Source organism: Streptomyces sp. NPDC049627 (genome assembly GCF_044465645.1).
In the GTDB taxonomy this organism is placed as follows: Bacteria; Actinomycetota; Actinomycetes; order Streptomycetales; family Streptomycetaceae; genus Streptomyces.
On record NZ_JBITLW010000023.1, the window covers coordinates 40,555 to 64,074 of the forward strand.

Consider the following 23,520-nt stretch of genomic DNA (forward strand, 5'->3'; position numbering starts at 1 on the left):
TCCGGCACGGGCGTCACCCCTGACAGGCAGCGGGCGACACGTTGTTCATGCGGCTGCCGGAACCTCGCGGCCTGGCCGACGGTCTGGGCATGGACCGATCGGCCAGGCCGCGACACTAGATCCCCCCGGGCGGCACCTTCCCGCCCATGTCCCGCACGCAGAACCCGCCCTCGAGCTCCCGCGTCGCCCCCGACCGCGAGGAGCTGCAAAGGGCGCGCCGGCCAGGAGTCGTCTCCCGAGACGCCTCCAACGTCGCCGACATCCTGCTGCGCGCCCCCGCCGCCACCCGCCGCCACGCCTTCAAGCACGACATCAGCGCCCGCGAGCGGCCGTACGTCATGCGGGAAGTCGAGCGGGCCACCGGCTCCATGTACGGCCTGTGGCACGACACGCCCTCCGGCTTCATCGAGGACGTCCTCGGAGAGTCGATCTGGTCGCGCCAGCGCGAGATCGTCGACGCGGTCCCCTTCCACAAGCGCGTCGCGGTGCCCGCCGGGTTCGGCGTCGGCAAGACCTGGATCGCGGGCAGGTTGGTCGCCTGGGCCGGGTCCGTCAACGCCCCCGGCACCATGGTCATCGTCACCACCGCGACCCGCTTCCGGCAGGTCCGAAATCAGTTGTGGCCGCACATCCGCAAGACCGTCGCCCGCGCGGGCCTGCCCGGCTACTGCGACACGACCCAGTGGAAAATCCCTGATCAGTGGGGCAACGACGTCATCGTGGCGTACGGCTTCACCGCGCCCGAGAACGACGAAGCGGCCATGCAGGGCATCCACGGAACGCCCAAGCTCCTCATCGTCGTCGACGAGGCCGGCGGTATCGCCCGCACGATCGGCAACGGCACGAACAACCTGCTCACCGGTGACGCGAGGATGCTGGCCATCGGCAACCCCGCCATGGACGACCCCAGAAGCTGGTTCGAGGGCCTGTGCGAGGAGGGCGAGGACCCCGAGGAGCCGTCCACCGTCACCATCCCCATCGCCACGTTCGCCTCCCCGGCCATCACCAAGGAGCGCGTCCCGTACTGCAACGACTGCCCGGACGGCGTGCCCCCGCACTCCCTTGCCATCCACCTCCCCGACCAGGAGTGGATCGACCGCACGATCCGCGAGTACGGGCCCGATCACCCGTACGTCATCGCGAAGGTGCACGCGAAGTTCCCGAAGGGCGGAGGTGGCCTCACCATCCCCGTGACCTGGGTCGAGGCAGCCCAGACCAGCGACGACCCGACCGGGCCCGGATGGCGCCGGCTGTGCGACCTCGGCATCGAGAAGGAGACCGCCACCCACACCGTGAAGGACGGCGCCTGGGTCCGCCTCGGCGTTGACGTTGCCGCGGACGGCGGCGATGAGTTCGTCATCGCGCGCATCGTCGGCGATGTCATCGAGACCCGCTACTGCTCCTCCGGCACCATCAACGACGACCAGGTCCTCCTCGCCGAGAAGGTCCTCGAGGAGATCAAGGCCGCGCAGCTCCTGGCCGACGCCATTGGCTCCCCGCACGCCGTGCGCGTCAAAGTCGACCAGAACGGCATCGGCCACGGCGTGGTGTCCATGCTCAAGCGCTGGGCCGACACCGGCCGCCACCAGGCGCAGATCGTCGGCGTCATGGTGTCCGAGTCCCCCGAGCAGGACGACCCGGGCGCGCAGATGCGGCCGTACCGCAAGCGCGACGAGATGTGGCTCGCCACCCGCGGCTTGCTGCAGCCGGACCCGTCGACCGGCCTGGGCCGACTCCGCCTCCGCGTCGATCGGCAGACCGGCATCCAGCTCTCCACCCCCCGCCTGGGCTCCAACAGCGCCGGATACAGCGTTGTCGAGTCGAAGAAGGCGATGAAGCAGCGCGGCATGAAGTCCCCGGACCGTGCCGATGCGGCGTTGCTGACCGTGTACGAGCCGGAGCCGATCAACCCTCCGCGCCGCCGCGGCCTGCTCAACTAGGCGTTCACTGCATCCGCTACCGCGGGTACAGGGCAATATCTAGTGCCATGAACTCGACCGCCCGCCACCTCAGCGCCAGCGGCGACCCCGTGACGCCCGCGGTCGCCCTCCAAGCCGTGCCCAGCCCGGCCCCCGCTCTCCACCAGCTCGAGCGGATCCTCGACACGTTCCGAACCGTCAACCGCGGCAACAAGGACGTCGTCTCGGACTCCCGCATGCAGCAACTGGAGTGGGTCGCGCGCGAGCTCGCCCTGGCGCTCCCCCTGGGCCTGACCGAGAGCGCCGGCGACTCCCTCGCCGACCTCCTGGCCCCGGACGCCGTGCACGCGTACCTGCTGTACGGCCGCGGCGGCTACCTGCGCAGCGCGCCGATAGTGGCCACGGATCCCACCAGCTACGACACCTCGGAGCGGATCCGGATCTTCTGCCTCGAGCGGATCGCCGAACAGGCCCGTCTCCCCTTCGAGGCGCCTGACCTGCCCCCGTGGCGTCTGCGGCCAACCGTCTGCCCGAACATGGCGAAGCTGATCACCGACCACCTCGAGGACGAGGCCAGCCACTGGACGGAGGCTGACCGGCCCGACGTCATCGTCCGCGGCCTGGCCATGTGGGGCGTCATGTGTGACGTCCTGCCGCGTCTGGGCGAGCTGGAGTCCATGCTCCTCGAGGACCTCACCGTCATCGCCGACACCCCGCGCACGCTCACGCTCATCCGCCAGCCCCAGGGAGGCCTCCGCGGCAAGATGCCCGAGCCGGAGACCTGGGAGCTCAGCGAGGACACCCGCCGCCGCCTGGACGACTGGCTCGACCGCCGCTCCAGGCTGATCACCCGCCTGCAGGGCGGCGTGCCCCGGCACCTGTGGCTGTCCGCCCCGCCGAACCCCGACGCCGGCGTCCCGATCCACCGCCGCGGCATCAGCAAGTGGTACAAGAAGGTCGCCGACGCCGTGCAGGTGAAACAAGACGCCGCCGGAGTGCCGGAGGAGAACCTGGTGCCGACCAGGTGGGAGACGATGCGCCGCACCCTCCTCGCGCAGCACCAGGCCGCGGAGATCACTGCGTAGACGGCCCCTGGCGGCCCCCAGGGCGCTGATACGGTCCCGGCATGGACGTCGACCAGGCCCAGGCCCTTACAGCGCCGCTCACGGCCGCCGAGCGGCATCAGGTGCAGCTCGCCGCGGCCGCCGCGGGCAAGACCGTCGACGAGTACCTACGGGACGGGATCGCCACGGCAGACGACCCGTTCGCCACCGCGCTCGAGCGGGCCGCCGACACCATCGCCGGCCGCGGCGACGAGATCCGGCACGACTACGCCACCGACTGACCCAGCACACAGAGGAGCCCGGTACCGACGGGGGATGCGGTACCGGGCTCCTCTGCGACCACCGTACGCCCCAGAGGTGGGGGAAGTCGGTGTTCCGGCCAACTACTCCGTCGCGTCGTCCCGTGCGCGCAGCGCTTCCTCGGCCACGCGTGCACGGTCCTCCGCGGCGCGGAGCTGGTCCTTCAACCCGTCCAGCTCGTTGCGCAGCTCGTCGACCCGGCGGTCCTTCCTGTCCAGGGCGGTGTTCGCCCGCTCGAGCTCGGCCCGCAACCCGGCCTGGACCGTCTCGGCCGCCTCCTTCGCCGCCTGCACCATGGCCTCCGCGCTCCGCAGGGCCTGCCGGCCGTTCTCCTCGGCCTCGTTGGCGCGCGCCTCCGCGGCCGCGGCCTTGGTGTTGGCTTCCTCGACCTGCGCCGCCGCGGCGGCCTGCGCCTGCTCGAGCGTCGTGGTCATCTCCGCGACCTGGCGCTCGGCCTCGACCCGGGCCTCCCCCGCGGCGTTCTCCGCGACGCGGACCTCCTCCGCGGTCTGCTTCCGGATCGCGGCAATCTCGTCGGCCGCGCCCTGGCGGGCGGCGTTGACGTGGGTCTCGGTGAGCTGTCGCGCCTCCTCGACCAGGCGCTTGGCCTCCGCGCGTGCTTCCTCCACGGAGGCCTGCGCCGCCTCGACCTGGGCGTTGGCCTCCGCGGTGATCCGCTCGACGTCCGCCTGGAACTGGGCGCGGGCTGCCTCGAGCTCCTGCTGCATCTGCTCCGCGGCCTGATCGGCGGCCGCCCTCTCCTCCTCGGCCGCCTCCTTCGCCTTCACCGCGGCGATCCTCGTGTTGCGCTCCGCGTCGGCGCGGGCGTCGGCCGCCGCGATCCGGGTGTTGGCCTGGCTCTCCACGGCCAGGACCTGAGCCTCAGCGGCCTCCGGGTCCGTGACCGTCTGCAGCAGACCGACGTAGCGCTCGAGGGACGCGGGGAGCTGCGTGAGGAGACGGACGATGTCCTCCCGCACGTTGACCGCGTCGGCCGCGGAGTCGGTCACGGGCTTGTCGGGCACCGGCTCCTCTGGGGCGCCTGTCTCCCTTGCCTGCCTCGCGGCGAGGCTCCGCTCATACCGCCACTTCGCGCCCCCGTTGTGGTCCTCGCGTTCGCAGAACTTCGGCGCCGGGCCGGGGGCCTTCGGGTCCTTCTTCGGCTCTCGCGGCGCTCCACACCCCGGAAAGATGCAGGTCTCTTGGTCTGCGCTCTCCCCGGCCGGGGCATCGGCGGTGGGCTCGCTCATGGACTTCGCTCCTGGTCCGCTGCGGACGTACGAGGGCCCGTTCTACCACGGTCTCCACCCGTCCCTAACCGATCCCATCTCATCCCATCTCAACTCATCACAGAGACGAGATGAGATGGGATGAGATGGGATCGAATCAATCCCGGGAACGCCCGAGGGGGCCGACGGAATGTGTCCGTCGGCCCCCTCGAGTTCTTGGGGTGCCCCTGCGTCAGGCGGTCGGGTACGAGCCGGTGACGGTGATGATCTCCGCGTTGACGGCGCCCTCGGCGTCGCCGTAGAGATGCTCGATGGGCAGCACCGCGGCCCCGTTCGCGCCGCTGGTGACGCGCAGGCGGTCGATCTTCGTGCCGTCCGATCCGGCGTAGATGACGGCCTCACCGGTCCAGACGCCGTTGTCGGCGTCGCGGCCGTCGAGGCTGACCTGGAACGCGTAGCGAATACCAGCCGCGGCCGGTACCGGCAGGGTCAGACCGAACCCCGCGCTGGAGGCCGCGGCCGTCTCCTTCTTCGCGTTGATCTGCGCGGTGAACGTGCAGACGCCGTTCGCCTCGACGTACTTGCCCGAGCTGGTCGTCCCGTCAGTGCCGGCGACGTTGGTGAGCTTCGGGGTCCAAGAGGTTGCAGCCATGCGCACTTCCTTCGTGCTCTCGAAAACGCTGCCCCGGGTGAGGCAGCCGGCGAAGAGTGCGCGATGGTCGACGCTAGTGTCGCGGCCTCACGAAGAGGCCTGCTGACCTGCGGTTTCCGACTTCTCTGGCTCCCAGACGTAGACCTGGGTGTCGGTCTCCTCGTCCCGGGTCAGGACGTACGCCCCGCTACCGGCCGGGGAGCGCATGTCGATGCGGTCGATGAAGTCGTCCGGCGCCTTCCCGCCGTCGAACGGACCGCCCACGTACTGGAGTTGCTGCAGTTCAGCCATGCCAGGAATCTAGCGGTATGTATTGGTATGCGGCTACGCTGGCCCCGCACCAAAGTGTGGAGACACGCCGCACAGACCGCCGATCCGCTTCCCACGCAGCGACGGCACCACGGTCGAAGGCTCGCCGGACATGGCTACCGGCACCCGGGCGCACCCCGGCGAGGGCCCGTGACGGATCGCCCTTGCCCTGACACCTGCGGCGGGCGGCGTGGGGCCTGCCTCGGAGACTCACATGTCACGGCACGTCAGCAACGACCTCAAGCGCCGCGCCCGCGAACTGGCCGCCCAGGAGGGCATCCCGTACAGCGCCGCTCTCGCCCGGCTCCGCAGCTCCCGCAAGCCGGCCGATCAGCCGACGGACACCGCGGCGGACAACCCCAGCCGGTTCCTGCTCCCCGAGTACCTGTACGTGCCGTTCCCCGCGCCCGACCTGGGCGACGCCCGCCCCTGCGACTCCTGCGAGGGATCAGGCCTCGACGCCGAGGGGCGCACCTTCGCCCAGCCGTCCGACGGCGGCCGGCCCCCGCTCCTGATCGAGGTGGTGTGCTCCGTCTGCGAGGGCTGCGGGCGGGCCGAGCACGACCCGGAAGGCTGCGGGTGGCCGCACACGGACCCGGACATGGATGACGGCCTGTACGACGAGGACGACTACGACGAGGAACCCCCGTGCCCCTCGTGCGCGGGCCGGGAGTTCAACTACATGCAGGGCATGCTCTCCGACGACCAGGGCGAGCCCGTCGAGGTCGTCTACCTGCGGCTCCCCTGCGGCTGCACCGCCGACCGCATGCGGATCGTCCTCGGCGAGCTCGTCGAGGTGAGCGGCTGATGGCGCAGGTCCGCGTGATGAGCGACGACGACGGAGAGGTGACTGCCCTCCTGGAGGCGCTGATGCCCCTGCTCCGGGCACACCCCGCTTTCGTGGTGAGCGGCACCCGAGAACTGAGCAAGCGCGGCCCCGGAGAACGCGTCGTGTTCGAACTGCTCCTCGCTGACCGTCAAGGTCCCCAGGTGACCGTGGAGCGCACCGACAGGCCCGACTCGGGCCGCAGGGGGCTTCCCCGCTCGTAGACGCCACAGGGGCCCCGTACGCGCCGTACGGGGCCCCTGCTGTGGGTTCTCGCCTACGAGATTGGGTTCTCGTCCAGCCAGTCCGACAGATCGTGGGCGCTGCCGAGCACGTCGGGCCGGTTGGTGTCGATGGCCGTGGCGCCGCGGTCGCGGCCGACGGCGATTCCGGCCTCCATCTTGTCGATCAGCGCGTACGCCTCCGTCCAGAACTCGGGCCCCACGGACTTCTCCGCGCGCATGGCCTTGCGCAGGCCGCGGGCAGGCTGGACGAGCGCCTGCATCTGTTCCCAACAGGTGCCGGGCTCCTTCTCGAGGCAGCCGCCGTCCTCGTCGAACTTCGTGACCATGTCCTGGAATTCGGTGGTCGCGTCCGCGACGCTCACCGTCTTCGGCGACGAGGCGGCCGCCGGCTTCGCGTCGTCACTCGAGCTGCTGCAGCCGCTCGCGGCCGCCACGGTCGCGCCCAGGACCAGCGCGCCGACCGTCTTCCCCCAGATGTGTCTCCCCATGACGCGGGATCATCGCACGCCGTGCCGACACGGACACGACAAGGGCCCCGGCCGGCGGCCAGGGCCCTTGGATCCGGCAGGTCACGCGCGCGTGGAGGAACGCCCGCCCCACCGGTTGATGTTCGTGATGTGCACCGACTTCCCGGCCTGGCTCGAGGGAGCCATCTTCCACGCGAGGAGCAGCAGCGCTATCGCCGCGGCCGCGCTGCCCACGCCCGTCATCGCGCTGACGAGCTGGCTCGCCCCGGCGAGGAACTGTCCGGCGCCCCACCCCAGGACGCCACCACCGACGCCGCCGCCGAACATCCGCGCGGCGAGCGGGTCGATGAGCGGCTGCGGGGTCAGGTCCCGGGCCGGGGTCGGCGCGGTCGGTTGCAGGGCCGAGCGGCGCACCGCGACGGACTTGTTGGGGTCGTACGGGTCCTGGACGTGCACGATCGGGTCGTGCTCGTCGCCGAGCTCGACGAAGCCCGCGATCGGCTGCTGGGCGCCCGCCGGGATCACATGCTTACTGGACACGGGCGTTCTCCTTGCTGTCGACGGGGGCTTCGGCGACGGGGGTGTACTGGGGGGCCGAGAGGACGAACACGACGGAGCGGTCGCGCTTGCCGGACTCCTCCACCCAGCCCTGGGCGAGCCACTGGTTCAGCCAGGGGGTGATGGTCGAGTGGTGATTGCAGATCCCCATGCGGACCGCTTCGCCCTTGGTCAGGCCCTCGGGCCCGGCCTTCTCCAGGGCCTGCCACATCTCCAGCCGGTTCTCCTCGATCCGGGAGCCGTCCGGGTAGGTGGGCACGGCGCGCAGCACGGGCCGGCCTCCGCCTCCGCCCCCTCCTCCGCCGGGGCCTCGGGGGGTGGGCGGCTCCGGCCGCGGGTCCGCGTCGTCGTCGATATCGGGCAGCGGCACCCGGGCGCCGGGGCGCTCGGGCCACAGCTCGAGCGCGCGGTCGATGACCTGGTGACGCTCCGGCGGCTCGAACGGGAACGTCTGCACCCGCCGGGGCCGCGAGCCGTCCTCCAGAAGGACCGCCCGACCTTTGTCCTTCTCGCCGTAGTCGTGAGCGTCGGCGCCCTTCTTGACCCAGCCGCGGCCCAGGATGGTCTCGGTCATCTCCGGCGTGGTGGTGGCGAGCGCGACCTTCTGGCCGCACACGTCGCGGATCTGCGACGGGATGACGTTGTCCTGGGGCTTCTGCGTCGCGACGACCACCGGCACCAGGCAGGCCGGGCCGCGAGAGAGCACGTCTCGGAGCACCGAGATGATCTGTGCTCGCAGCTTTCGGTCCGGGATGTCGATGAACGTGGCGAGCTCGTCGACGATGAGGGCGATCGGCTCCCAGCCATCGTCCGGCTCCGCCTTCGTCCGGTTCTCCCGAACCAGCTTGGCGTACCGCCGGTCAATCTCCCGCTGGACCTCGAGCAGCTTGGCGAGGAACGCGAGCGGGTCGCGGCCGACGAAGTCGTCTTCGTACTGGCACAGCGGCGCCCACATGGACAACTCGACCAGCTTGCCGTCGACGAGGATCAACCGGGCCCGGGTCAGGGCCAGGTGGGCGACGATCACCGACAGCAGCACGGACTTGCCCATGCGCTGCAGACCGGCGACCAGGATGCCCGCGCGGGCGAGGAGATGCAGGTAGACCTCCTCCCCCGTCTCGCGGTCGATCGCGGCGAGGAGCGGCTGCCACGGATCCCACTCCTCCAGCTCGTCCAGGAGCGGGTGGTGCGTGGGGAGCTCGACGACGACCTCGGGGGCGGGCGGTCGAGCGGTGACGATCAGGTGGTGCGAGGCGCCGCCGTCGACGACCTCGAGCGTCCATCCGGGCGCCAGACGGAGCGCAGCCTCCAGGCGCGAGACGCGCAGGGCGCTGCTCGCGATGTCCCGCGGGCTGACGCCGACGGGCAGGGACAGGATCGCGGTCCAGGACCCGTCCGGGTGCCGGAGCATCTGCTCCAGGGCCGCGCCCGGCGTCCCCGTGGCCTCCAGCGCGCCGGCGACGTCGTCGGGCGCCAGGACCAGGTCCACCTTCGGCGGCGCGTTCTTCGCGGCCTTGGCCTCGAGCTTGTCCCGGTCCAGGCGGTGCTTGGCCAGCCACCCCCAGAACGGGAAGCTCGCCGCGGCGGCCCCGACGAGGCCGATGGCGGCGCCGGGCAGCGAGGGGGCTATGACCTGCCACGACGACCACAGCAGCGTGCCCGTGGCCACCGTGCCGCCGTACAACGCGGGGAACGCGGCGGGCTGCCGGATACCGAGGACGGCAGCGCCGCCGGTAACGACGCCGACGAGGATGCCGGTCGCGCCGTAGGCCACCGGCTCCTGCCAACTCGGGTCCGTGAGCCAGGCCTCCGTGTAGATCCAGCCGCCCCACGCGACGGCACCGGCGCCGGGGGCGAAGTACGGGGCGCGGCGCTGCAGCACCGAGCAGGCGGCGCGCAGCATCCGGGCACGACGTGAGGTCCTGGTAGCGGCGAAGGCCTCGTAGGCGGCTTCTGCGGCCGAGGTGACGTGATCGGACTTGTCCTTGGTCGAAAACACGTCACGTCACCTCGAGACGGGGGAGGTGACGGGACGGCAGACGGCTGTGCGCGAGGGCATCGGGGCGTTCCTTCGTTCGTTGGTTTCGGCGGTTGCTCTCCGCCGGGTCTGGCCATGACGCCAGGTCTTCGGTTGTTGTGCGGGGCCGGGGCCGGCAGGGGTCCTACGGTGCTTCGGGTCCGAGCGTGACCGGTTCGGTGGTCGTGTCCTTCCAGACGTACGCCCACTCGTCCCGGACAGTCATCGACGTCTCCGGCGGCAGTTCGCGCGCGGCGATTGCCGTGACGGCCGTCTTCATGGCGTCCACGGCCGCATTGCGCCTGTTGGTGCGCACGTTGGTCGGGGTGCCGGGCGGAATCGTGAACTCGAAGGTCACTCGTAGCTTCCGCGGGGCGTCTCGCTCCGCCATCGTCCCCCCTCTAGATCAGATACAGCCCTCATTGTGCCTGATCTTTCGGTGAGAGTGGAAGTTCTCGGTGAGAAAAACGGGTTCAGTGACCCGAAACCAGGAGCGGCCTTGCCTGTTCCAGGAGAGCGCGCACGTTCTCCGGCAGAGGGGGAGGGAGCGGCGGGCAGTCCAGACCGAGCCAGTCCCGGGCCAGCTCCTGCGGCCACGACTGCCACGCGATGACGGGACGCACCTGGTGCACCCGCTTCCACGCCTCGAGCCACGCGGTCTCGTCCGTGCGCATCGCCTGGGACTCGCTCCAACTCAGGACGCGCCACGGTCTGGGGTCGTCGAGCGCGCCGGACGAGACCAGGTGGTAAATGCCCTTCACGAGGCATCCTCCTCGAGGCGTCCGCGCGCCAGGTGCTCCTTGCAGTTCGCGCACCGCAAGGTCCCCGGGCGACGGGGGTGGTCCTCCAGGATCGTCGGCCCGCACGTCGGGCATGTGAGCCTGACGCGCTGCAACGGCCGCGGCACGGCCGGCGCGAGCGGGTCCGCCCCGTGCGGGGTCGCCGCGTCGTACATGTCGTTCCAGATGTACCGCGTGCCGTCCCGGTCCGGTTCCGACTGATGCCAGCCCCCGGGGTGCTCTCGTACCGGCATGACCTGCGGCTCGTAGTGACCGACCGGCCGCCCGCAGGAGACCCGGCCCGCCACGGCGTGCAGCATGGTCGCGCTGCAGGTGGTCACCTCGCCCGTGCACTCCGGGCACGGTACGGGCTTCGGCTCCCCGTGATAACTGTCCCACTGGGAGAAGTCCGGGATCACGCCGCGGCCGCGGCAGCGGCGGCACGGTGGGGCAGGCGGCTTCGGAGGCGGGAACGACACCTCGAGCTGCACCAGGTCCTCGTGCCGGTCGGACCGGCCGATCGCGTCGACCTGGCAGTGCAGTGTCATCGTGCGCCAGCCCTCGAGCGGCAGCGTGGACGGCAGCTCGCCCCCGAGCAGCTCGGACAGCTCCTCGGGGGCGATCTCGTGGTTCCCTGGGCGCGTCACCGCGGCTCCTCAATGGCTTCGGTCCGCGGGCACTGGTCGGTCGTCGGGTGCGGCCGCGCCTCGGAGACCTCGAGCACGACGTCCTCGGCGTATCCGACGTGCGTCCAGGCGTCGGCCACGGTGGGTGAGGTGCCGACGGGCGCCAGGAACACGGAGACCCGGGTCACTGGGTGTCCCCCCAGTAGCCGGGCAGGGGCACAACGTTGATGCCGTCCTGCTCGGACAGGCGGGCGACGCTCGGGTCGGCGCTCCACACGGTGAGGCCCTCGAACTGGCGGTGGGCGGCGCGCAGCCGCTCCCGCTTCACCACGGCGCTCGGCCGGTAGTCGTGGCGGCTCCGCATCAGGAGCAGGGCCGCGGGCACGCCGTGCAGGTTGAGCCAGGTGATGACGAGCTGCTCCAGGCGCCGGTCTCCGCCCGTCATGACGAGCACGGTCTTCCCGGCCTGGTGGGCGATTCGGGCGTCGGCCACGACCTCGAGGTTGGGCGGGCACTCGAGCATCGCGGAGTGGAACCGGGAGGCGTCTTTCGCCAGGCCGTGGATTGCGGAGACGTCGATGAGCCCGCCCTCGAGGTCGAAGATGGCCGCGGCGGTCTTCGAGGGGGCGGCGATGGCGGTGGTCACTCGGTCTCCCCGTTGTAGATGCGGATCATCCGCACGGCCTTCTGCCTGCACGGTTCGCACGTCTTGACTCGGCGGTCGCCGGTGCCGCATATCGCCGCGGCGAGGGCGTCGACGGCGCCGGTGGAGGTGATGCGGAGCAGGGTCTGGCCCTTCCTGCGGCAGGAGTCGCAGGCCCGGGTCTTCCCGGGTCGGGTGTTCTCCCCGCACGCGACCAGGGCCAGGCGCTGCTCGAGCTCGGGCAGGGTGGGGGCTTCGGCGACGGTGGCAGTCATCGGTTGCAGTCCTTCGGGGCGCGCGACTTGTGGTGGGCGATGGTCTGGAGGTCGCTCCCGACCTGCTCGTAGGCAGTCATCTCCTGGCAGGCGGTGCACCGGTAGGCGATGAACCGGCGGAAGGGGACGGTCGTGGACGCCGGGTGTCCCTGGCGGCCGCCGGCCATCTCGCCGGGGCCCGCGTCGCCGCACCACTCGCACGACGGGTCGTGGTGGGTGATGACGGGGGCCTTGGTCCACCTGGACCAGGTGATCGGGCGGCCCGCGTGCTCGGCGGGCAGGGGCGCCTCGGCGTACGTCACCGGGTCCGGGACGGCGCGCAGGTGGCGGCCGCGCGGATCCGGCGCAGGGGCGGGAACCGGCAGCTCCTCGGCGACGCCCGCGGGGACGATCCGGGGCTTCTCCGGCTCCGGCTCACCGCGTAGGGCGCGCAGGCAGGCCGGGCAGATGGCCGACTCCGTGACCGGACCGTCCCACGGCCGTACGCCTGGTGCCTGCTCGGCGTCAGGGACGCACTCCAACGGCACGGTGAAGACCGGCACCGCGGGGGCTGTGACGCCCTCCTCGGCGATGTGCAGCAGGGGACGGCCAGCGGCGCGTACGACGAGGCGGCCGGACCACTCGGGTGCGGCCGGGGCCTCGACGGCGAGAGCGGTCACGACGGTTCACCTTCCTCGGCCAGGTGCAGGACGCCGGCGACGTTGGCCCACATGTTCGCCATGGTCACGGCGGTGCCCCGCTGCTTCTCCGCGCCCTCGGCACGCTCGTACCAGTCGCGGGCCCCGGCGCTGAGGCGCTGGGACTCCAACTCGCGGCCCTTCGCCCGGCGGGTCACTGCCGTCTCGTGGGCGGTCTCCGCGCGGCCGGCCCAGACGGCGGCATGACGCGCGGCCGCGGCCGCCGTGGTGGTCATCGGCCACGCCCCACGAGGAGCGGCACCAGGCCGTCGGACTTCGGGTTCTGCCGGTACAGGTCCCTGCGGGCGGCGTGGATGCTGCGCCGGGCGAGGCAGAGCATGCCGGCCGGGACGTGGCAGGTCGGGCACGTCACGGAGTAGGCGCCCTGCCGGAACCGGGCCGCGGTCTCGTGCGCAGCGTCGTGCGCGGCGTCCGCTGCCGGTGAGGGGATGAGAGCGGAGAGCAGGGCTATCACGCGCGGCCCCCCTTCCGGCTGGCCTTCCTCGGGGGCGTGTAGGGCTGCCAGGTGATCGTGCCCTCCTCGACGTGCCCCGAGGCCCGGGTCTCGCCCGTGTCGGGGTCGCGGAGGTAGTTCTCCCAGAAGGTGACCCGGCCCTGCGCGGCGCCCGGCTCCCCGTACGGCCCCTCGTACTCCGTGTGGGGCGTGCCGCCCTTCTCCGGGACCTCGGTCCAGTTGATGACGGCCCGGTAGACGGCTCCGTGATCTGCCTTGATGTTCCTGGCCATCACGCACCGACCTGGTCGGACTCGGCGGTGAGAGTGATGTGCGGGCGGGCGTCCTCCCGGACAGTCTCGTCGTCCAGCCGGTACAGCCACAGGCCCTCGTCCGTCGCCTCGGCGTCCCGCTCGTACCGGGCTTCTCCGTGGCCGGGTTCTGCGGTGTCGCCCCAGGCGATCGGGAGGGTGAGGGCGGCCGCCGGGCCCTGGTCGGCTGCGCCGGGGACGCGCAGAACGGCGCCCTTGTACGGGCCGTTCGCGAACTTGATGAAGGAGAGGGACGCCGGGCCGTCGATCTCACCGCCCAGGCGCTCCCCCAGCTTCTCGGCCCAGTCGGTGACCTCGCGGGCGGTGGGCGTCGGGTCGAACCCGAGGACAGCCCGGAGTGCCGCGACGGTGGTGAGCAACTCGACGTAGGCGGCGATGGGGAAGTCGTCGTTCCAGCGGTCGCGCAGGAGGGAACACGCCGCCTTGTCGGCGGCTTCGGCGAGTTCGATGTCGATGTCGCCGCGGGTGAGGTGGGTGCCGCCGCGCTCGTAGGCGCCGCGGGCCAGGTCGAGCAGGTGCTCCCGGCTCACGGTCGACGGGATGGGGGTGCCGTCCGGGGCGTAGACCTGGATGGACAGATTCTGCGTGGTGCTCACGGAGGGGCATCTCCTAGCGAGGTACGGGAGGGCGGGCCAGCCCTCAGTTCCAGTACGTCTAACCGGCGGTTCCTGTTACGGTTTCCGCGTTTCCGCTGGTCAGCGGCTCGGAAAGTTCGACGATGACGAGGGACATGCGGGCGAATCCCGTGGTGACCGACTCACCCATGACGGGGATCGGGCCCATGAGGAACTCGTGGTTGTCGTCGGGTAGGAGGCCTGCGTCGGTGACCAGGCCGTCGACGTAGTGCTTGGCGGTGGGCGCCCAGTTGCCCGGGTCGCGCTTCCGGGAGAGCGGCCGCGGGTGCAGGACGTAGAAGATCGCGGCCCGCTCGAGGCGCGGCAGGCGTCGGGCCATGGCCATGCCGGCGGCGTCCTTGCGGAGCTGTTGCCGGATCCGGTGCACGGCCATGTGGTGGAGCCGCTGGTTGCTCGTCAGCAGCTCCTCGGCGTACGGCATGAGCAGCGTCCAGTGGCGGCCCGGGGCGGACAGCATGGCGAGCAGCGGTTCGACCGCGGGCGCGGGCGGGGTGGACGGCGGGCCCGGGTGCGCGGGCGGTGCCTTCTTCCGGGCCTTCTTCTTCGGCGCCGCGGCGGCCGGCGGGGGAGCCTGGCCGCCGCGGCGACGTTCCTGCCACGCGAGATACTGCGCCGCGGTCAGTCTGGCAACCAAGGGATCAGCCCTCCAGGGCGGCGGTACCGGCTTCGGTCAGCCGCCAACGGTTGCCCAGGTTCCCCAGTAGCGTCGCGCTGTGCGCGGGCTCGACCGTCGCCCACCCCTTCTTCTCCACTCGCTTCACCGCGGCGTCGACCTTCCGTCCGAGCTGCCCCCAGGCCGTGCCGTGGCTGCGCTGGCTGGTGTCCCGGATGGTGGGCTGCCCGCGGCCGGGACGCATGGTGAACACCGCACCGGACTGGATCAGCCGCAGCGTGGCGGCCTCTCCGGGCGTGGGCGGGGCCGGTGCATCCAGAGTGCGCACTTGGCCCGCGTACTCGATGCAGCGCTTGCAGGTCGGCGGCACATCCTCGAGCGGGGCGCCCAGGTGCAGCGGGTTCGTACGGCCCGGCGTCTCGCACAGAGCGCTGCCGGCCTTGTGCTTCCGGGACCGCCCAGAGACCAGGTCGACGGCCGCCGTGACGTGCCGCAGCGGGCCCCGGACACCCGTGTGCCGGGTGTTCTCCTGCACGCTGAACGTGACCGGCGCCGACGCGGTGACCAGGGCCCAACGCCGCTTCTCCGCCTCCAACTTGGCGGAGGCCTGCGCCTCACGTTCCTTGCGCCGCGCCTCCTCGGCGGCGCGGGCCTGGACGATGCGCTCCGGGAGATCCGGCTCGAGGCCGCGCTCGTCGGCGACCAGGAGCGTGAACCCGTCCACGGAGGGGACGTGACGCAGGCCGGGGAAGTGACGGCCCAGGACGGCCGTGCACCAGTCGCCGCCGCGGCGCTGGATCACGTCCTCCATGCGGGCGATGTTGTGGCCGCCGATCGGCCCGGCGTCCCTCCCCCGGGCCTCCCTTCGGACGTCTTCGTACTCCGGGTACGTCGGCTCGGGGTCGGGTTGCGGAAGCAGGGCGGTCACGACGATGCGACGGGACATCGAGGGGTGTTCCTCTCTTCGGGTTACGGCGGTGCTCTCCGCCGTGTGGCGCCGCGGCGGGCGCCCGGGGGGCTCGTACGGTGAGGTCAGGAACTGCGTGCGGGTTCGGCCCGGACGATGGCGAGGGACTGCACCAGCAAGTCGGCGTCGGTCCGCGAGTCCTCGCGCCAGTGCAGCGCGTAGGACCCGGCGATCGTCGGCCCCTCGACGGCGTGGAGCGTGGGGTGCCTGTCGATGGCGCGCTGTTCCCAGCCGTCGGCCGGGAGGGTGGCGCCGCCGGTTCCGTTGTCGGGGCAGGTGATGACGATCACCCGCTCCGTGAGCTCGGCGGTGAAGCCTCCGGCGTACCCGAACCGTGTCGCGCGCGGCGCGGCCTGGCGTGTGGACCGCGTGCGGCGCGGGCGGTAGGGCCCGCGGGAACCGCCGCGCGGTACGGGGTGCTGCCGGATCCACTCGCGGCCGCGGTCGGTGAGCCTCACGGGGGCCTGGTCGTCGCCCCCGTCCGTCACGTACTCGCCGCCGGTCAGCGGGTAGAACGAGCTCTGATTGACGACGTAGTCGGTGCCGGCGAGTCGGTAGCGGCGCCGGGGCGCCACCTGGAACTGGGCGCCCTTGTCGCCGGCCTCCGCGATGGTGCGCAGAAGGGTTTCGACAGCGGGCGTGAAGTCGGGCATGCGGATCTGCTCCTCGGCAGGGCTGAGCGGAGAATCGTTCTGAGCGAAGAATCGAACGGCTCGAACGCTGGGGTTGTTACGCCTTCTCGGGGGCGACAGCAGCGACCGAAGCGACCCACGAATGGCGGAACCAGCGCGGAACGCCCGGGAAGGCGCGAAGCAGGAGAAGCACGGACACGGCCGTGAGGGTCAGTGAGATGTTCGCCAGGGCCCAGCCGATGACGCCGACCACCGCGGCGGCCGCCATGGCGACGGCGATGCCGAGCAGGTCGAGAGCGAAGGAGCCGAAGGCGGGGTGGGCGAGGGCCAGGAGACCGAGGGCCCAGGCGAGGAGTCGCAGCTTGGCGCGCATCTTCAACTCCCCTGCTGCTGGCCGTAGAAGCCGCTGCTCGGGTTGGTGGTGTCGGAGAGGTGGACGCGCCACCCGTCCGTCGTTTTCACCAACGGGTCCTCTTCGGTGCCCGGGTGCCCGTCGGCCGCGCAGATGTTCCGCTGGCCGTTGTGGTCACGCGCCTGCTGGGCGCGGTTGATGAAGCCCGCCATCGGGGTGCTCCTCGTTCGTCGGTTCCGGCGGTGCTCTCCGCCGTCAAGAAAGACTCTACGGGGTTACCCGTGAGTAGCCGACAATAACTCCAATTGTTGTCGGTAATGTTGGGCCCGACGCCAGAACTGAAACCCAGGGGGTACCCATGACGGCCGGCACGCCGGACGGCATCGACATCAGCGGCCTGAACAAGGCCAAGGTCCTCGCCGCGCTCTGGAACAACGCGGCACCGCCTCCGCCACACATCAACCCCAACCCGCGGAACTTCGCGATGACGGCCGCCGAGGCGGCGGAGCTCATCCTCCGCGACGGGCCCGGGTTCGACTACCTCGAGGACCGGCTCTTGAAGGTGAACATCGGCGACGACACGTTCGACCCGTGGGGATACGACCGCGACAACGGTGACGGCCTGGCGGCCCGGGTCATCGGCCATCTACGCAAGACCGGCTCCATCCAGGCTCTGCCGACGGGAGCACAGGCGTGACAACAACCTCAACGGCCGCACCCACGGACCGACTTATGCAGCTCTGCACCCGGATCCGGCTCGAGGGCGGAGTCTGGGACGGGAAGCGCACCCACGCCTTCTACACAGCCAACGGATTCGACTGCACGCTCCAGCGCGCCCGAACGAACCTCGAGATGGCTGCCAAGAAGTTCCCCCGGCTCCTCTCGCCGGTCGAGGGGAAGCGCTGGACGTACGAGGTCCCGGCGAACGCCGGCACCCACTTCCCCGAGGGCGCGCTCGAGACGATCGCCGACGGCCGGGCGTTCATCGCCTTCGCCCGGGAGAAGCTGACCACCGCGGCGCGGAACCTGCCGATGGACAGCGGGGAACGCCAACTCCTCAGCGGCATAAAGCGGATCCTCGACGACTACGAGATCCGGTACGAGAGCGCAGCCCTGTCCCACTCCCTCGACGACCACACCGGGCACGTCGAGGGGATGCGCTGGTCCCTTGAGTCCCTGCTGTGGGCGCGGTTCGGCGGCACCCCGGACGAGTACCCCGTGGAGTGGCGCCCGTGAGCGCCGTCGACCAGGCGCTCGATGCCGTGTACGCCGCGGCCCGCGCAGACCGAGAGGCTCACCAGGCCCGGATCTTGGGTGAACTCGACGCCATCGCCGAGGACCTGACGGAGGCCCTGCTGCCGCCGGAGTTGCGCGCGGCCGGCTTCCGCTTCGCGTACGACACCGAGGGGATCGCGTGACCTCCGAACCGATACCGCCGGGCGCCATCACGGCAGGCAAGATCCCCTCCGGCGTCATCCAGACCGGCGACGTCCTCGAGGACATTCGCAACCGAGAGCCGTACGCCGTCGAGGCTGTCATCCTCCACGCGCTCGCCGAGTTCAGCCTGGGCGGACCGCCCATGGGTAAGGACCAGGCCCGCCAGTGGCTGAGCCTCTACCTCCAGCAAGTCGCCGAAGGCCGCTCACCCGTAGACCCAGGAGTGCACGCATGAACTACGACGACGAAGACGGCATGGCCGAGTACCGGGAACGGCAGCGGCAGGCGGCTGACTTGGACTACATCCGTCGCTACTACGCGCTCGAGCAGCGCCACGGCATCCGCGTGGAGATCGGCGGACGGGTACGCAGCCACGGGCAGGAGGGCGCGATCGTCGACACGTCCGGCCACTACCTCATGGTGCAGTTCGACGGCGAGGAGCGGCCGTCGCGCCGCCACGTCACGGCGAACATGGAGTACGCCACGGCGGGCGGGTGGGTCGCTGCGACGCCGGCCCCCGACCTGTACGCCCGCGTGCAGCCGGTGGCCTGGGCGACCGCGGGGAGCGCACCGTGACGGCCGTCGACGAGCGGGCCGAGCTCGAACAGGCGGGGCACGCGTTCTACGAGTTCATCGACGCCCGCCTCGACGAGGAACTGCGCACCAAGTACCCGACGGCGGACAGCACTCCGGCCGTCGAGGAGTACAGGGAGAAGTACCTCGCCGCTAAGAAGGAGCACGACGACCTGGTCGACGCGCTGCACCGCGGCGACCAGGAGCAGGCGGCGGACCTGCTCTGGGGACTCAGGAACCAGGCCTCACAGTGGAAGGCGCACCCCGACTACCCCGAGCCGATCTCCGACGGCACCATGCCGTGCCCCGTCCGGGCCCCAGAGACTGGGCACCCCTGCGTGAAGCGGATCCCTAACGGCTGGGCCGCGGCCGAGGGGCACGGCGGCGGGCACTTCTGGCAGGCCCCCGAGGTTGCCGAACTCGAGGCCCGCGGCGCCCACTACGACCCGAGCATGCTCCTTTCCGGGCAGCCCACACCGTGGCACCTGCCCGAGGAGTGCACGCCCGGCTGCTGGAAGTGGAGGAGCTGATGCTCTACGAGCGGCGCGAGAGCGACCTGGGGCCGAAGCTGTGGCCCGGGGCGGAGCTCGAGGCGGACTCCGCTGTCGTCTCGCGGTACGAGGAGGCGCCGGACCTTCCCGGCCCAATCCAGGCCGTCGGCACGGCGGGCGGACCGGTGACCGAGGCCTGGTGCCCGCAGTGCCAGGAGGCCATCACGGGGGCCGACCGAGACGACATCGTCGCCGTCTCCCCCATCACCGTGACGGCCCCGCCGGTCATGTGGCCGGGGCACCGGACCATCGCTGCGCTCATCACGGTGAAGCCGTGCGGGCACGCCTTCCGGGTCACCGATGGCCAAACCATCGCCGAGGTGCGGGAGCCTGCGGCGTGAGCATCCATGACGACGAGATCGTCGATGCCGAGATCGTCGATGCCGAGCTCGTCGACGACGAGGGCGGCGGCGTCCTGGCCCTCGTCGACGAACCGCCCCCGCTCGTCGACTTCAACACCGTGCTGTTCCCGGGCCAGGAGCTGCCCACCGCGGAGGATGGCCCGCAGTACAGCGAGCGGGACCTGTACGTCAGCGAGGAGACCGCCGCGCTCCTCGAGGAGACGGACCCGACGGAAACGGGCCCGATGGTGGCCTTCAAGGCGTGGTGCGCGCAACACGGCCGCGTGGCCATCCCGTGCACCACCGCGACGTACACCGAGTACGCCCGGCACTTGATGGCCCGGAGCCTCAAGGTGTCCACGATCAAGAACTACATGTCCCTGATCCGGACAGCGATGCCGCCCGGGAAGAAGCCTGATAACAGCCTCTACCTGCGACTTCTGGAGAACTACCGGAAGAACAACAAGCGGGCCTTGCGTACCCGCAGGGCGTTCCCGATCACCCTGCCGTACCTGGTCCCCATGATGGAGAAGGCGGAGGCCAGCGGCCGGCCGATTGGTATCCGCGACGCGGCCATGTTTGCCTTCGGGTACCGCTTCCTGGGCCGCAGCGTCGAGGACGCCAACCTCGAGATCGAGGACCTGACGTTCATCGACAACGGTCTGCTGGTCTGGCTCCCCGAGGACAAGACCCACGACGAGGAACAGAACCTCGTCCTCATGGACCGCCCGGACATCCAGCTCGTCCCCCGGCTCACCCTGTGGCTCGACTACATGGCCGATCAGGGCATCACCTCGGGGCCGGTCTTCCGCCACGTCCTCCGCAGCGGCAAAGTGGCGTCCGCGGAGACCCGGTTGAAGACGGCGACCAGCCGCGGTCTGCACTTGCGCGGGCAGACGATCAACGAGCGAGTGAAGCACTGGTTCGACGCGGCCGGGCTGGTCACGGACGGCCGTCATGTCTCCTCGCAGGGCGTTCGCGCCGGCGCCGCGACCGACCTGGCCCAGAACGGCGCGACGGATGAGGAGCTGGAGCGCGCTGGCCGATGGAGGCCCGGCTCACGCGTGCCCCGCACCGTGTACGTGCGTCCCGCCCAGGCCGAGAGGAACGACCCCTTCGTCAGGGTCCCCGTGCATGCACCCAAAGCAGCCTGACGAGCCGTCAAGCGAAAGACCCCGCTCCGGGGAGCGGGGTCCGTCCGTGCCCCCCGAAGCCGATCGAGGGGTACCGTTCTGGTGTCGAAGCAGAACAGGAGCTAAGTATGCACGCTCTTCCTCAAGACCACACCGGCGTGCGAATCGCGCGTCTTCGCCGGGAACGCCACCTCAGCCAAAAGGCCCTGTCCGAGCTCTCCGGAGTTCCGTACCACACGCTCACCAAGATCGAGCAGGGCAGGCTTGCCGCTACCCCGCACGCCGTTGCCTGCCTCTCTCGCGCCATGCGGGTGGAGGTCGCCACCATCGTTGGGCAGCCGTACAAGGCTGAACTGCGCGCTGACGAACTGGACGTGTTGATAGCTCCGATTCGGGAAGCGCTGGACGTCTACGACCTGGGCGCCGACCCCGACATCTCCGCCCGTCCGCTTTCCAACCTGCGGGAGGACTCCGAAAGCCTGTGCGCGGCTGTCCGTGGCGGAGAGATCAAGCGAGCGGCCAGTGAGGTCGCTGGGCTGATCGAGGAGACGACCACGGCCGCGCACACGCACGGCAGCAGCGACGGGTGGCTGATCCTCGCGTCGCTCTACCGGACGTCGTACGACGTGGCCACGAAGCTGGGGTACGCGGACCTGGCGCAGCTTTCTCTCGCGCGGTTGGACTGGGCGGCCCAGCGCGCGAGCGACGCGGTATTCGGAGGCGCGTACCAATACTTCCGCGCCCTTACGTACCTCCGGGAGGGCAAGTTCCGGACTGGACAGCGGCTCGTCGACTTGGGCCTGCGGACGATCGGGCAGGCCGAAGCGTCGCGGGAGCGGGACGTCGTCACTGGGCAGCTCCACCTCGGCGGCTCGGTGATGGCCGGCCGCGCCCACGACGAAGCGCAGGCCATGGGCCATCTCGCGGAGGCCGAGGCCATCGCCCGCCGCACCGGTGAGTCGCCGAAGGTGCTGTGGATGGCCTTCGGCGGGACCAACGTCAGCGTCCACCGGGTGTCGGTTCTCGCTGAGCTCGACAAGTACGACAAGGCCGTTGAAGCGGCGGACAATCTCGTCATCCCGTCCGACTGGCCGAAGTCACGGACGAGCCACCACTGGGCGGAGGTGGCTCGCGCGCAGATGTGGACGGGGAAGCTCGAGGCCTCGTTCGCCAGTCTGCTCAAGGCGCGCAAGACTGCGCCCCAACAGGCGAAGTACCACCCCATGGTGCGGGACACGTACGCGAGCCTGGAGGCTGCACACCGGCGCCTCCCGGACAGCTTCCTCTCGTACGGGAGCTGGCTGGCCTCGCAGGTGTAACGCTCCGTCAACCTCTGGCCCCAACTAGCCTGAACTCAGGCTAGTTGGGGCCTAGTTGTGCCACCACCATGTCGTCACTGGCCATTTCGACATGGAGCCGACCATGACGACGCACCTCGCGGGCCAGGAGCGCACCTGTCGAAGCGCCCCTGTTGCCGCCCATGAACTGAGAAGCCATACCGGCGCCTTGCGCGCCCTCGAGGTGTCGATCGAACGCCGCCCTGATCCAGATAGCGCCGCCCTCTCTGCGGCGGACGCAGCCTGGCCGCGGCGACTTCGCCGCATCGCCCGCGCCAGCCTCTCCCACTGGGGCCGCGCCGACCTGATCGAGACCGTGGACCTGCTGCTCACCGAGCTGGCCACCAACGCCCTCCGTCACGGAAGCGGCCTCGACGTCGGAGTGCGCATCTCCATGCAGGACGACCACCTCAAGATCGAGGTGAACGACGGATCCTCCGCACTCCCTGAACTGCGCAACGCCGAGCACGACGACGAGGGCGGCCGCGGCCTCTTCCTCGTCGACGCCCTGGCCAAGGACTGGGGAGTCAGCCTCGACGGCACCACCACCTGGTGCACCCTCCCCCTGACCAAAGGACCCGAAGAAATGCAACCCGCCGCGGCGACCGCGCCGGTCCTGCGCGAGATCCCGATGGAGCTTCCCGGAGACCGCAGCGCCCCGGGCTTAGCCCGCATTCAGGCTCGGACCCTCCTCACGGTGACGGCCTGGCCCGGGAACCAGCACCACGCAATCGACGTGCTGCACGCCCTCGTCGACAACGCCGTGAAGCACGCGCTGATCCCCGGAGAAGTCAACCAGCGGTTCGGCGCCTGCCTCAGCATCACCGAGGCAGACGAGCTGATCATCGACGTCACGGACCCCGTCCCCCTGTTCCCCGAGTTCGACCAGGCCGTCGCTGGCGAGTCCGGCCGTGGGCTCTGGGAGATCGCGCGGAAGGGCGCGGACCTCTCCTGGTTCGTCGTTGGTGCCGAGTTCGACGCCAAGACCGTGCGCGCGGTCCTGCGCCCCGCCGGGGCGGTGGACCTGTGACCGCCCAGGTGGAGGAGCTGCCGACCGGTGCCGAGGTAATGCAGCACCTGGTCGAGTCCGCGGGCGCGGCCCATCAGCCGGCCACCGACATGGCCGACCTTGCCGAGGTAATCCGCACCCTCCTGGCAGTCGAGGCCCGCCGCGACACCCGCGTACGTCTCGGCGGCAATCTCTTCGACGTCGTCATCACGAGCTCCGGCTTCCAGGCCCGCGGCGCCGTTGCCCTCATGGACGAAATCCAAGGGGGATGCGGGCCCGTGATCGAGGACCCCGAGAGCGGATGGTTCTACTGGCTCGTCCCGCCCGGATCCTCTGCCCGCTGGGCACCGCACACCCACGCCGTGTGCCTGGGCGCACCGCACACGATCACGCTGCCGTCCCTGAACAGGACCGCCCCGCCGCTCCCGTACTGGTTCCGGCCGTCGGCAAGTGACCGGCTTGTCCCCGTGGAACCGCTCCGCCAGGCCTTGGCGCAGCTCCGGCCCGAGCCGACGCCGCACGCCGCGCTCGCGGCCCAGCTCGGCATCACCACCTGACTCCGTGCTCG

The 23,520-nt window shown here is 70.9% G+C and carries 38 protein-coding genes; 16 read left to right on the forward strand and 22 right to left on the reverse strand.

The genetic code is table 11. From position 1 onward, the window contains the following. Nucleotides 1-146 precede the first annotated feature (146 nt). From ACIBU0_RS42420 to ACIBU0_RS42430, 3 genes are read left to right on the forward strand one after another with little or no spacing between them, the layout of a single operon-like run. Nucleotides 147-1,940 (forward strand): hypothetical protein, encoded by a 1,794-nt coding sequence (locus ACIBU0_RS42420; RefSeq protein WP_398829746.1) that lies wholly within the window; start codon nt 147-149, stop codon nt 1,938-1,940. 47 nt (nt 1,941-1,987) lie between these two features. Next, on the forward strand, nt 1,988-3,004 hold the full coding sequence (locus tag ACIBU0_RS42425) for a hypothetical protein (RefSeq protein WP_398829748.1): 1,017 nt from the start codon (nt 1,988-1,990) through the stop codon (nt 3,002-3,004). A gap of 41 nt (nt 3,005-3,045) precedes the next feature. Beyond that, entirely contained in the window at nt 3,046-3,264 is a 219-nt protein-coding gene (locus ACIBU0_RS42430; protein WP_398829750.1) for a hypothetical protein, read from the forward strand. 102 nt (nt 3,265-3,366) lie between these two features. Here the strand turns inward: ACIBU0_RS42430 and ACIBU0_RS42435 are convergent, their stop codons facing one another. The 3 genes from ACIBU0_RS42435 to ACIBU0_RS42445 all read right to left on the reverse strand — a co-directional run bounded on the left by ACIBU0_RS42435 (nt 3,367) and on the right by ACIBU0_RS42445 (nt 5,455). Beyond that, on the reverse strand, nt 3,367-4,533 hold the full coding sequence (locus ACIBU0_RS42435) for a hypothetical protein (RefSeq protein WP_398829752.1): 1,167 nt from the start codon (nt 4,531-4,533) through the stop codon (nt 3,367-3,369). A 211-nt stretch (nt 4,534-4,744) separates the two neighbouring features. After that, a complete protein-coding gene (locus tag ACIBU0_RS42440) occupies nt 4,745-5,164 on the reverse strand; it encodes a hypothetical protein (RefSeq protein WP_398829754.1) in 420 nt (139 codons plus the stop codon). A gap of 87 nt (nt 5,165-5,251) precedes the next feature. Then, nucleotides 5,252-5,455 (reverse strand): hypothetical protein, encoded by a 204-nt coding sequence (locus ACIBU0_RS42445; RefSeq protein ID WP_398829756.1) that lies wholly within the window; start codon nt 5,453-5,455, stop codon nt 5,252-5,254. 232 nt (nt 5,456-5,687) lie between these two features. Here ACIBU0_RS42445 and ACIBU0_RS42450 point away from each other — a divergent pair, with 232 nt between their 5' ends. Both ACIBU0_RS42450 and ACIBU0_RS42455 read left to right on the forward strand, forming a co-directional pair. After that, nucleotides 5,688-6,281: a hypothetical protein gene (locus tag ACIBU0_RS42450; RefSeq protein ID WP_398829758.1), complete on the forward strand. Its 594-nt coding sequence runs from the start codon at nt 5,688-5,690 to the stop codon at nt 6,279-6,281. Beyond that, complete coding sequence (locus ACIBU0_RS42455) at nt 6,281-6,523, forward strand: hypothetical protein (protein WP_398829761.1); 243 nt, start codon at nt 6,281-6,283, stop codon at nt 6,521-6,523. The genes ACIBU0_RS42450 and ACIBU0_RS42455 overlap by 1 nt, the downstream gene beginning before the upstream one ends. A gap of 53 nt (nt 6,524-6,576) precedes the next feature. Here the strand turns inward: ACIBU0_RS42455 and ACIBU0_RS42460 are convergent, their stop codons facing one another. From ACIBU0_RS42460 to ACIBU0_RS42550, 19 genes are all read right to left on the reverse strand, one after another. Then, nucleotides 6,577-7,032 (reverse strand): hypothetical protein, encoded by a 456-nt coding sequence (locus ACIBU0_RS42460; RefSeq protein WP_398829763.1) that lies wholly within the window; start codon nt 7,030-7,032, stop codon nt 6,577-6,579. An 81-nt stretch (nt 7,033-7,113) separates the two neighbouring features. Continuing rightward, complete coding sequence (locus ACIBU0_RS42465; protein ID WP_398829765.1) at nt 7,114-7,551, reverse strand: hypothetical protein; 438 nt, start codon at nt 7,549-7,551, stop codon at nt 7,114-7,116. After that, a complete protein-coding gene (locus ACIBU0_RS42470) occupies nt 7,541-9,568 on the reverse strand; it encodes an FtsK/SpoIIIE domain-containing protein (protein ID WP_398829767.1) in 2,028 nt (675 codons plus the stop codon). The genes ACIBU0_RS42465 and ACIBU0_RS42470 overlap by 11 nt, the downstream gene beginning before the upstream one ends. A 163-nt stretch (nt 9,569-9,731) precedes the next feature. Further along, entirely contained in the window at nt 9,732-9,977 is a 246-nt protein-coding gene (locus ACIBU0_RS42475; protein WP_398829770.1) for a hypothetical protein, read from the reverse strand. An 82-nt stretch (nt 9,978-10,059) separates the two neighbouring features. Then, nucleotides 10,060-10,347 (reverse strand): hypothetical protein, encoded by a 288-nt coding sequence (locus ACIBU0_RS42480; protein WP_398829772.1) that lies wholly within the window; start codon nt 10,345-10,347, stop codon nt 10,060-10,062. Beyond that, entirely contained in the window at nt 10,344-11,012 is a 669-nt protein-coding gene (locus ACIBU0_RS42485; protein ID WP_398829775.1) for a hypothetical protein, read from the reverse strand. Before ACIBU0_RS42485 ends, ACIBU0_RS42480 begins: the two co-directional genes overlap by 4 nt. Beyond that, on the reverse strand, nt 11,009-11,179 hold the full coding sequence (locus tag ACIBU0_RS42490) for a hypothetical protein (protein WP_398829777.1): 171 nt from the start codon (nt 11,177-11,179) through the stop codon (nt 11,009-11,011). Before ACIBU0_RS42490 ends, ACIBU0_RS42485 begins: the two co-directional genes overlap by 4 nt. Next, nucleotides 11,176-11,637 carry a hypothetical protein gene (locus ACIBU0_RS42495; protein WP_398829779.1) on the reverse strand — a complete coding sequence of 154 codons (462 nt, stop codon included), beginning with the start codon at nt 11,635-11,637 and terminating at the stop codon, nt 11,176-11,178. Before ACIBU0_RS42495 ends, ACIBU0_RS42490 begins: the two co-directional genes overlap by 4 nt. Next, nucleotides 11,634-11,909, reverse strand: a complete 276-nt coding sequence (locus ACIBU0_RS42500; protein ID WP_398829781.1) for a hypothetical protein — start codon at nt 11,907-11,909, stop codon at nt 11,634-11,636. Before ACIBU0_RS42500 ends, ACIBU0_RS42495 begins: the two co-directional genes overlap by 4 nt. After that, nucleotides 11,906-12,568, reverse strand: a complete 663-nt coding sequence (locus tag ACIBU0_RS42505; RefSeq protein WP_398829783.1) for a hypothetical protein — start codon at nt 12,566-12,568, stop codon at nt 11,906-11,908. The genes ACIBU0_RS42500 and ACIBU0_RS42505 overlap by 4 nt, the downstream gene beginning before the upstream one ends. Then, nucleotides 12,565-12,822, reverse strand: a complete 258-nt coding sequence (locus ACIBU0_RS42510; protein ID WP_398829785.1) for a hypothetical protein — start codon at nt 12,820-12,822, stop codon at nt 12,565-12,567. Before ACIBU0_RS42510 ends, ACIBU0_RS42505 begins: the two co-directional genes overlap by 4 nt. Further along, complete coding sequence (locus tag ACIBU0_RS42515) at nt 12,819-13,061, reverse strand: hypothetical protein (protein WP_398829788.1); 243 nt, start codon at nt 13,059-13,061, stop codon at nt 12,819-12,821. The genes ACIBU0_RS42510 and ACIBU0_RS42515 overlap by 4 nt, the downstream gene beginning before the upstream one ends. Then, the gene (locus tag ACIBU0_RS42520; RefSeq protein WP_398829791.1) at nt 13,058-13,333 is read right to left on the reverse strand and encodes a hypothetical protein; all 276 of its coding nucleotides are present in this window, start codon (nt 13,331-13,333) and stop codon (nt 13,058-13,060) included. Before ACIBU0_RS42520 ends, ACIBU0_RS42515 begins: the two co-directional genes overlap by 4 nt. Further along, nucleotides 13,333-13,968 (reverse strand): hypothetical protein, encoded by a 636-nt coding sequence (locus ACIBU0_RS42525; protein WP_398829794.1) that lies wholly within the window; start codon nt 13,966-13,968, stop codon nt 13,333-13,335. Before ACIBU0_RS42525 ends, ACIBU0_RS42520 begins: the two co-directional genes overlap by 1 nt. Before the next feature lie 58 nt (nt 13,969-14,026). Beyond that, nucleotides 14,027-14,641: a hypothetical protein gene (locus ACIBU0_RS42530; RefSeq protein ID WP_398829796.1), complete on the reverse strand. Its 615-nt coding sequence runs from the start codon at nt 14,639-14,641 to the stop codon at nt 14,027-14,029. Between the two features lie 4 nt (nt 14,642-14,645). Further along, nucleotides 14,646-15,566, reverse strand: coding sequence for a hypothetical protein (locus ACIBU0_RS42535; protein WP_398829799.1), 921 nt, complete (start codon nt 15,564-15,566; stop codon nt 14,646-14,648). A gap of 86 nt (nt 15,567-15,652) precedes the next feature. Then, nucleotides 15,653-16,240, reverse strand: coding sequence for a hypothetical protein (locus ACIBU0_RS42540; protein WP_398829801.1), 588 nt, complete (start codon nt 16,238-16,240; stop codon nt 15,653-15,655). A 76-nt stretch (nt 16,241-16,316) separates the two neighbouring features. After that, a complete protein-coding gene (locus ACIBU0_RS42545) occupies nt 16,317-16,592 on the reverse strand; it encodes a hypothetical protein (protein WP_398829804.1) in 276 nt (91 codons plus the stop codon). 2 nt (nt 16,593-16,594) lie between these two features. Next, entirely contained in the window at nt 16,595-16,783 is a 189-nt protein-coding gene (locus tag ACIBU0_RS42550; RefSeq protein WP_398829806.1) for a hypothetical protein, read from the reverse strand. Nucleotides 16,784-16,929: 146 nt separating this feature from the next. Here ACIBU0_RS42550 and ACIBU0_RS42555 point away from each other — a divergent pair, with 146 nt between their 5' ends. The 11 genes from ACIBU0_RS42555 (at nt 16,930) to ACIBU0_RS42605 (ending at nt 23,509) form a co-directional block, all read left to right on the forward strand. After that, nucleotides 16,930-17,268, forward strand: a complete 339-nt coding sequence (locus ACIBU0_RS42555) for a hypothetical protein (protein ID WP_398829809.1) — start codon at nt 16,930-16,932, stop codon at nt 17,266-17,268. Then, a complete protein-coding gene (locus ACIBU0_RS42560) occupies nt 17,265-17,807 on the forward strand; it encodes a hypothetical protein (protein WP_398829811.1) in 543 nt (180 codons plus the stop codon). Before ACIBU0_RS42555 ends, ACIBU0_RS42560 begins: the two co-directional genes overlap by 4 nt. Next, the gene (locus tag ACIBU0_RS42565; protein ID WP_398829813.1) at nt 17,804-17,989 is read left to right on the forward strand and encodes a hypothetical protein; all 186 of its coding nucleotides are present in this window, start codon (nt 17,804-17,806) and stop codon (nt 17,987-17,989) included. Before ACIBU0_RS42560 ends, ACIBU0_RS42565 begins: the two co-directional genes overlap by 4 nt. After that, nucleotides 17,986-18,243 carry a hypothetical protein gene (locus ACIBU0_RS42570; protein ID WP_398829815.1) on the forward strand — a complete coding sequence of 86 codons (258 nt, stop codon included), beginning with the start codon at nt 17,986-17,988 and terminating at the stop codon, nt 18,241-18,243. The genes ACIBU0_RS42565 and ACIBU0_RS42570 overlap by 4 nt, the downstream gene beginning before the upstream one ends. After that, nucleotides 18,240-18,584, forward strand: coding sequence for a hypothetical protein (locus ACIBU0_RS42575; protein WP_398829817.1), 345 nt, complete (start codon nt 18,240-18,242; stop codon nt 18,582-18,584). The genes ACIBU0_RS42570 and ACIBU0_RS42575 overlap by 4 nt, the downstream gene beginning before the upstream one ends. Next, a complete protein-coding gene (locus ACIBU0_RS42580) occupies nt 18,581-19,111 on the forward strand; it encodes a hypothetical protein (RefSeq protein WP_398829819.1) in 531 nt (176 codons plus the stop codon). Before ACIBU0_RS42575 ends, ACIBU0_RS42580 begins: the two co-directional genes overlap by 4 nt. Continuing rightward, nucleotides 19,060-19,473 (forward strand): hypothetical protein, encoded by a 414-nt coding sequence (locus tag ACIBU0_RS42585; protein ID WP_398829821.1) that lies wholly within the window; start codon nt 19,060-19,062, stop codon nt 19,471-19,473. The genes ACIBU0_RS42580 and ACIBU0_RS42585 overlap by 52 nt, the downstream gene beginning before the upstream one ends. Beyond that, a complete protein-coding gene (locus ACIBU0_RS42590; protein WP_398829824.1) occupies nt 19,470-20,627 on the forward strand; it encodes a tyrosine-type recombinase/integrase in 1,158 nt (385 codons plus the stop codon). The genes ACIBU0_RS42585 and ACIBU0_RS42590 overlap by 4 nt, the downstream gene beginning before the upstream one ends. Before the next feature lie 107 nt (nt 20,628-20,734). Continuing rightward, nucleotides 20,735-21,925 carry a helix-turn-helix domain-containing protein gene (locus ACIBU0_RS42595; RefSeq protein WP_398829826.1) on the forward strand — a complete coding sequence of 397 codons (1,191 nt, stop codon included), beginning with the start codon at nt 20,735-20,737 and terminating at the stop codon, nt 21,923-21,925. A 103-nt stretch (nt 21,926-22,028) separates the two neighbouring features. Beyond that, a complete protein-coding gene (locus ACIBU0_RS42600; RefSeq protein WP_398829829.1) occupies nt 22,029-22,973 on the forward strand; it encodes an ATP-binding protein in 945 nt (314 codons plus the stop codon). Continuing rightward, complete coding sequence (locus ACIBU0_RS42605; protein ID WP_398829831.1) at nt 22,970-23,509, forward strand: hypothetical protein; 540 nt, start codon at nt 22,970-22,972, stop codon at nt 23,507-23,509. The genes ACIBU0_RS42600 and ACIBU0_RS42605 overlap by 4 nt, the downstream gene beginning before the upstream one ends. Nucleotides 23,510-23,520 lie beyond the last annotated feature (11 nt).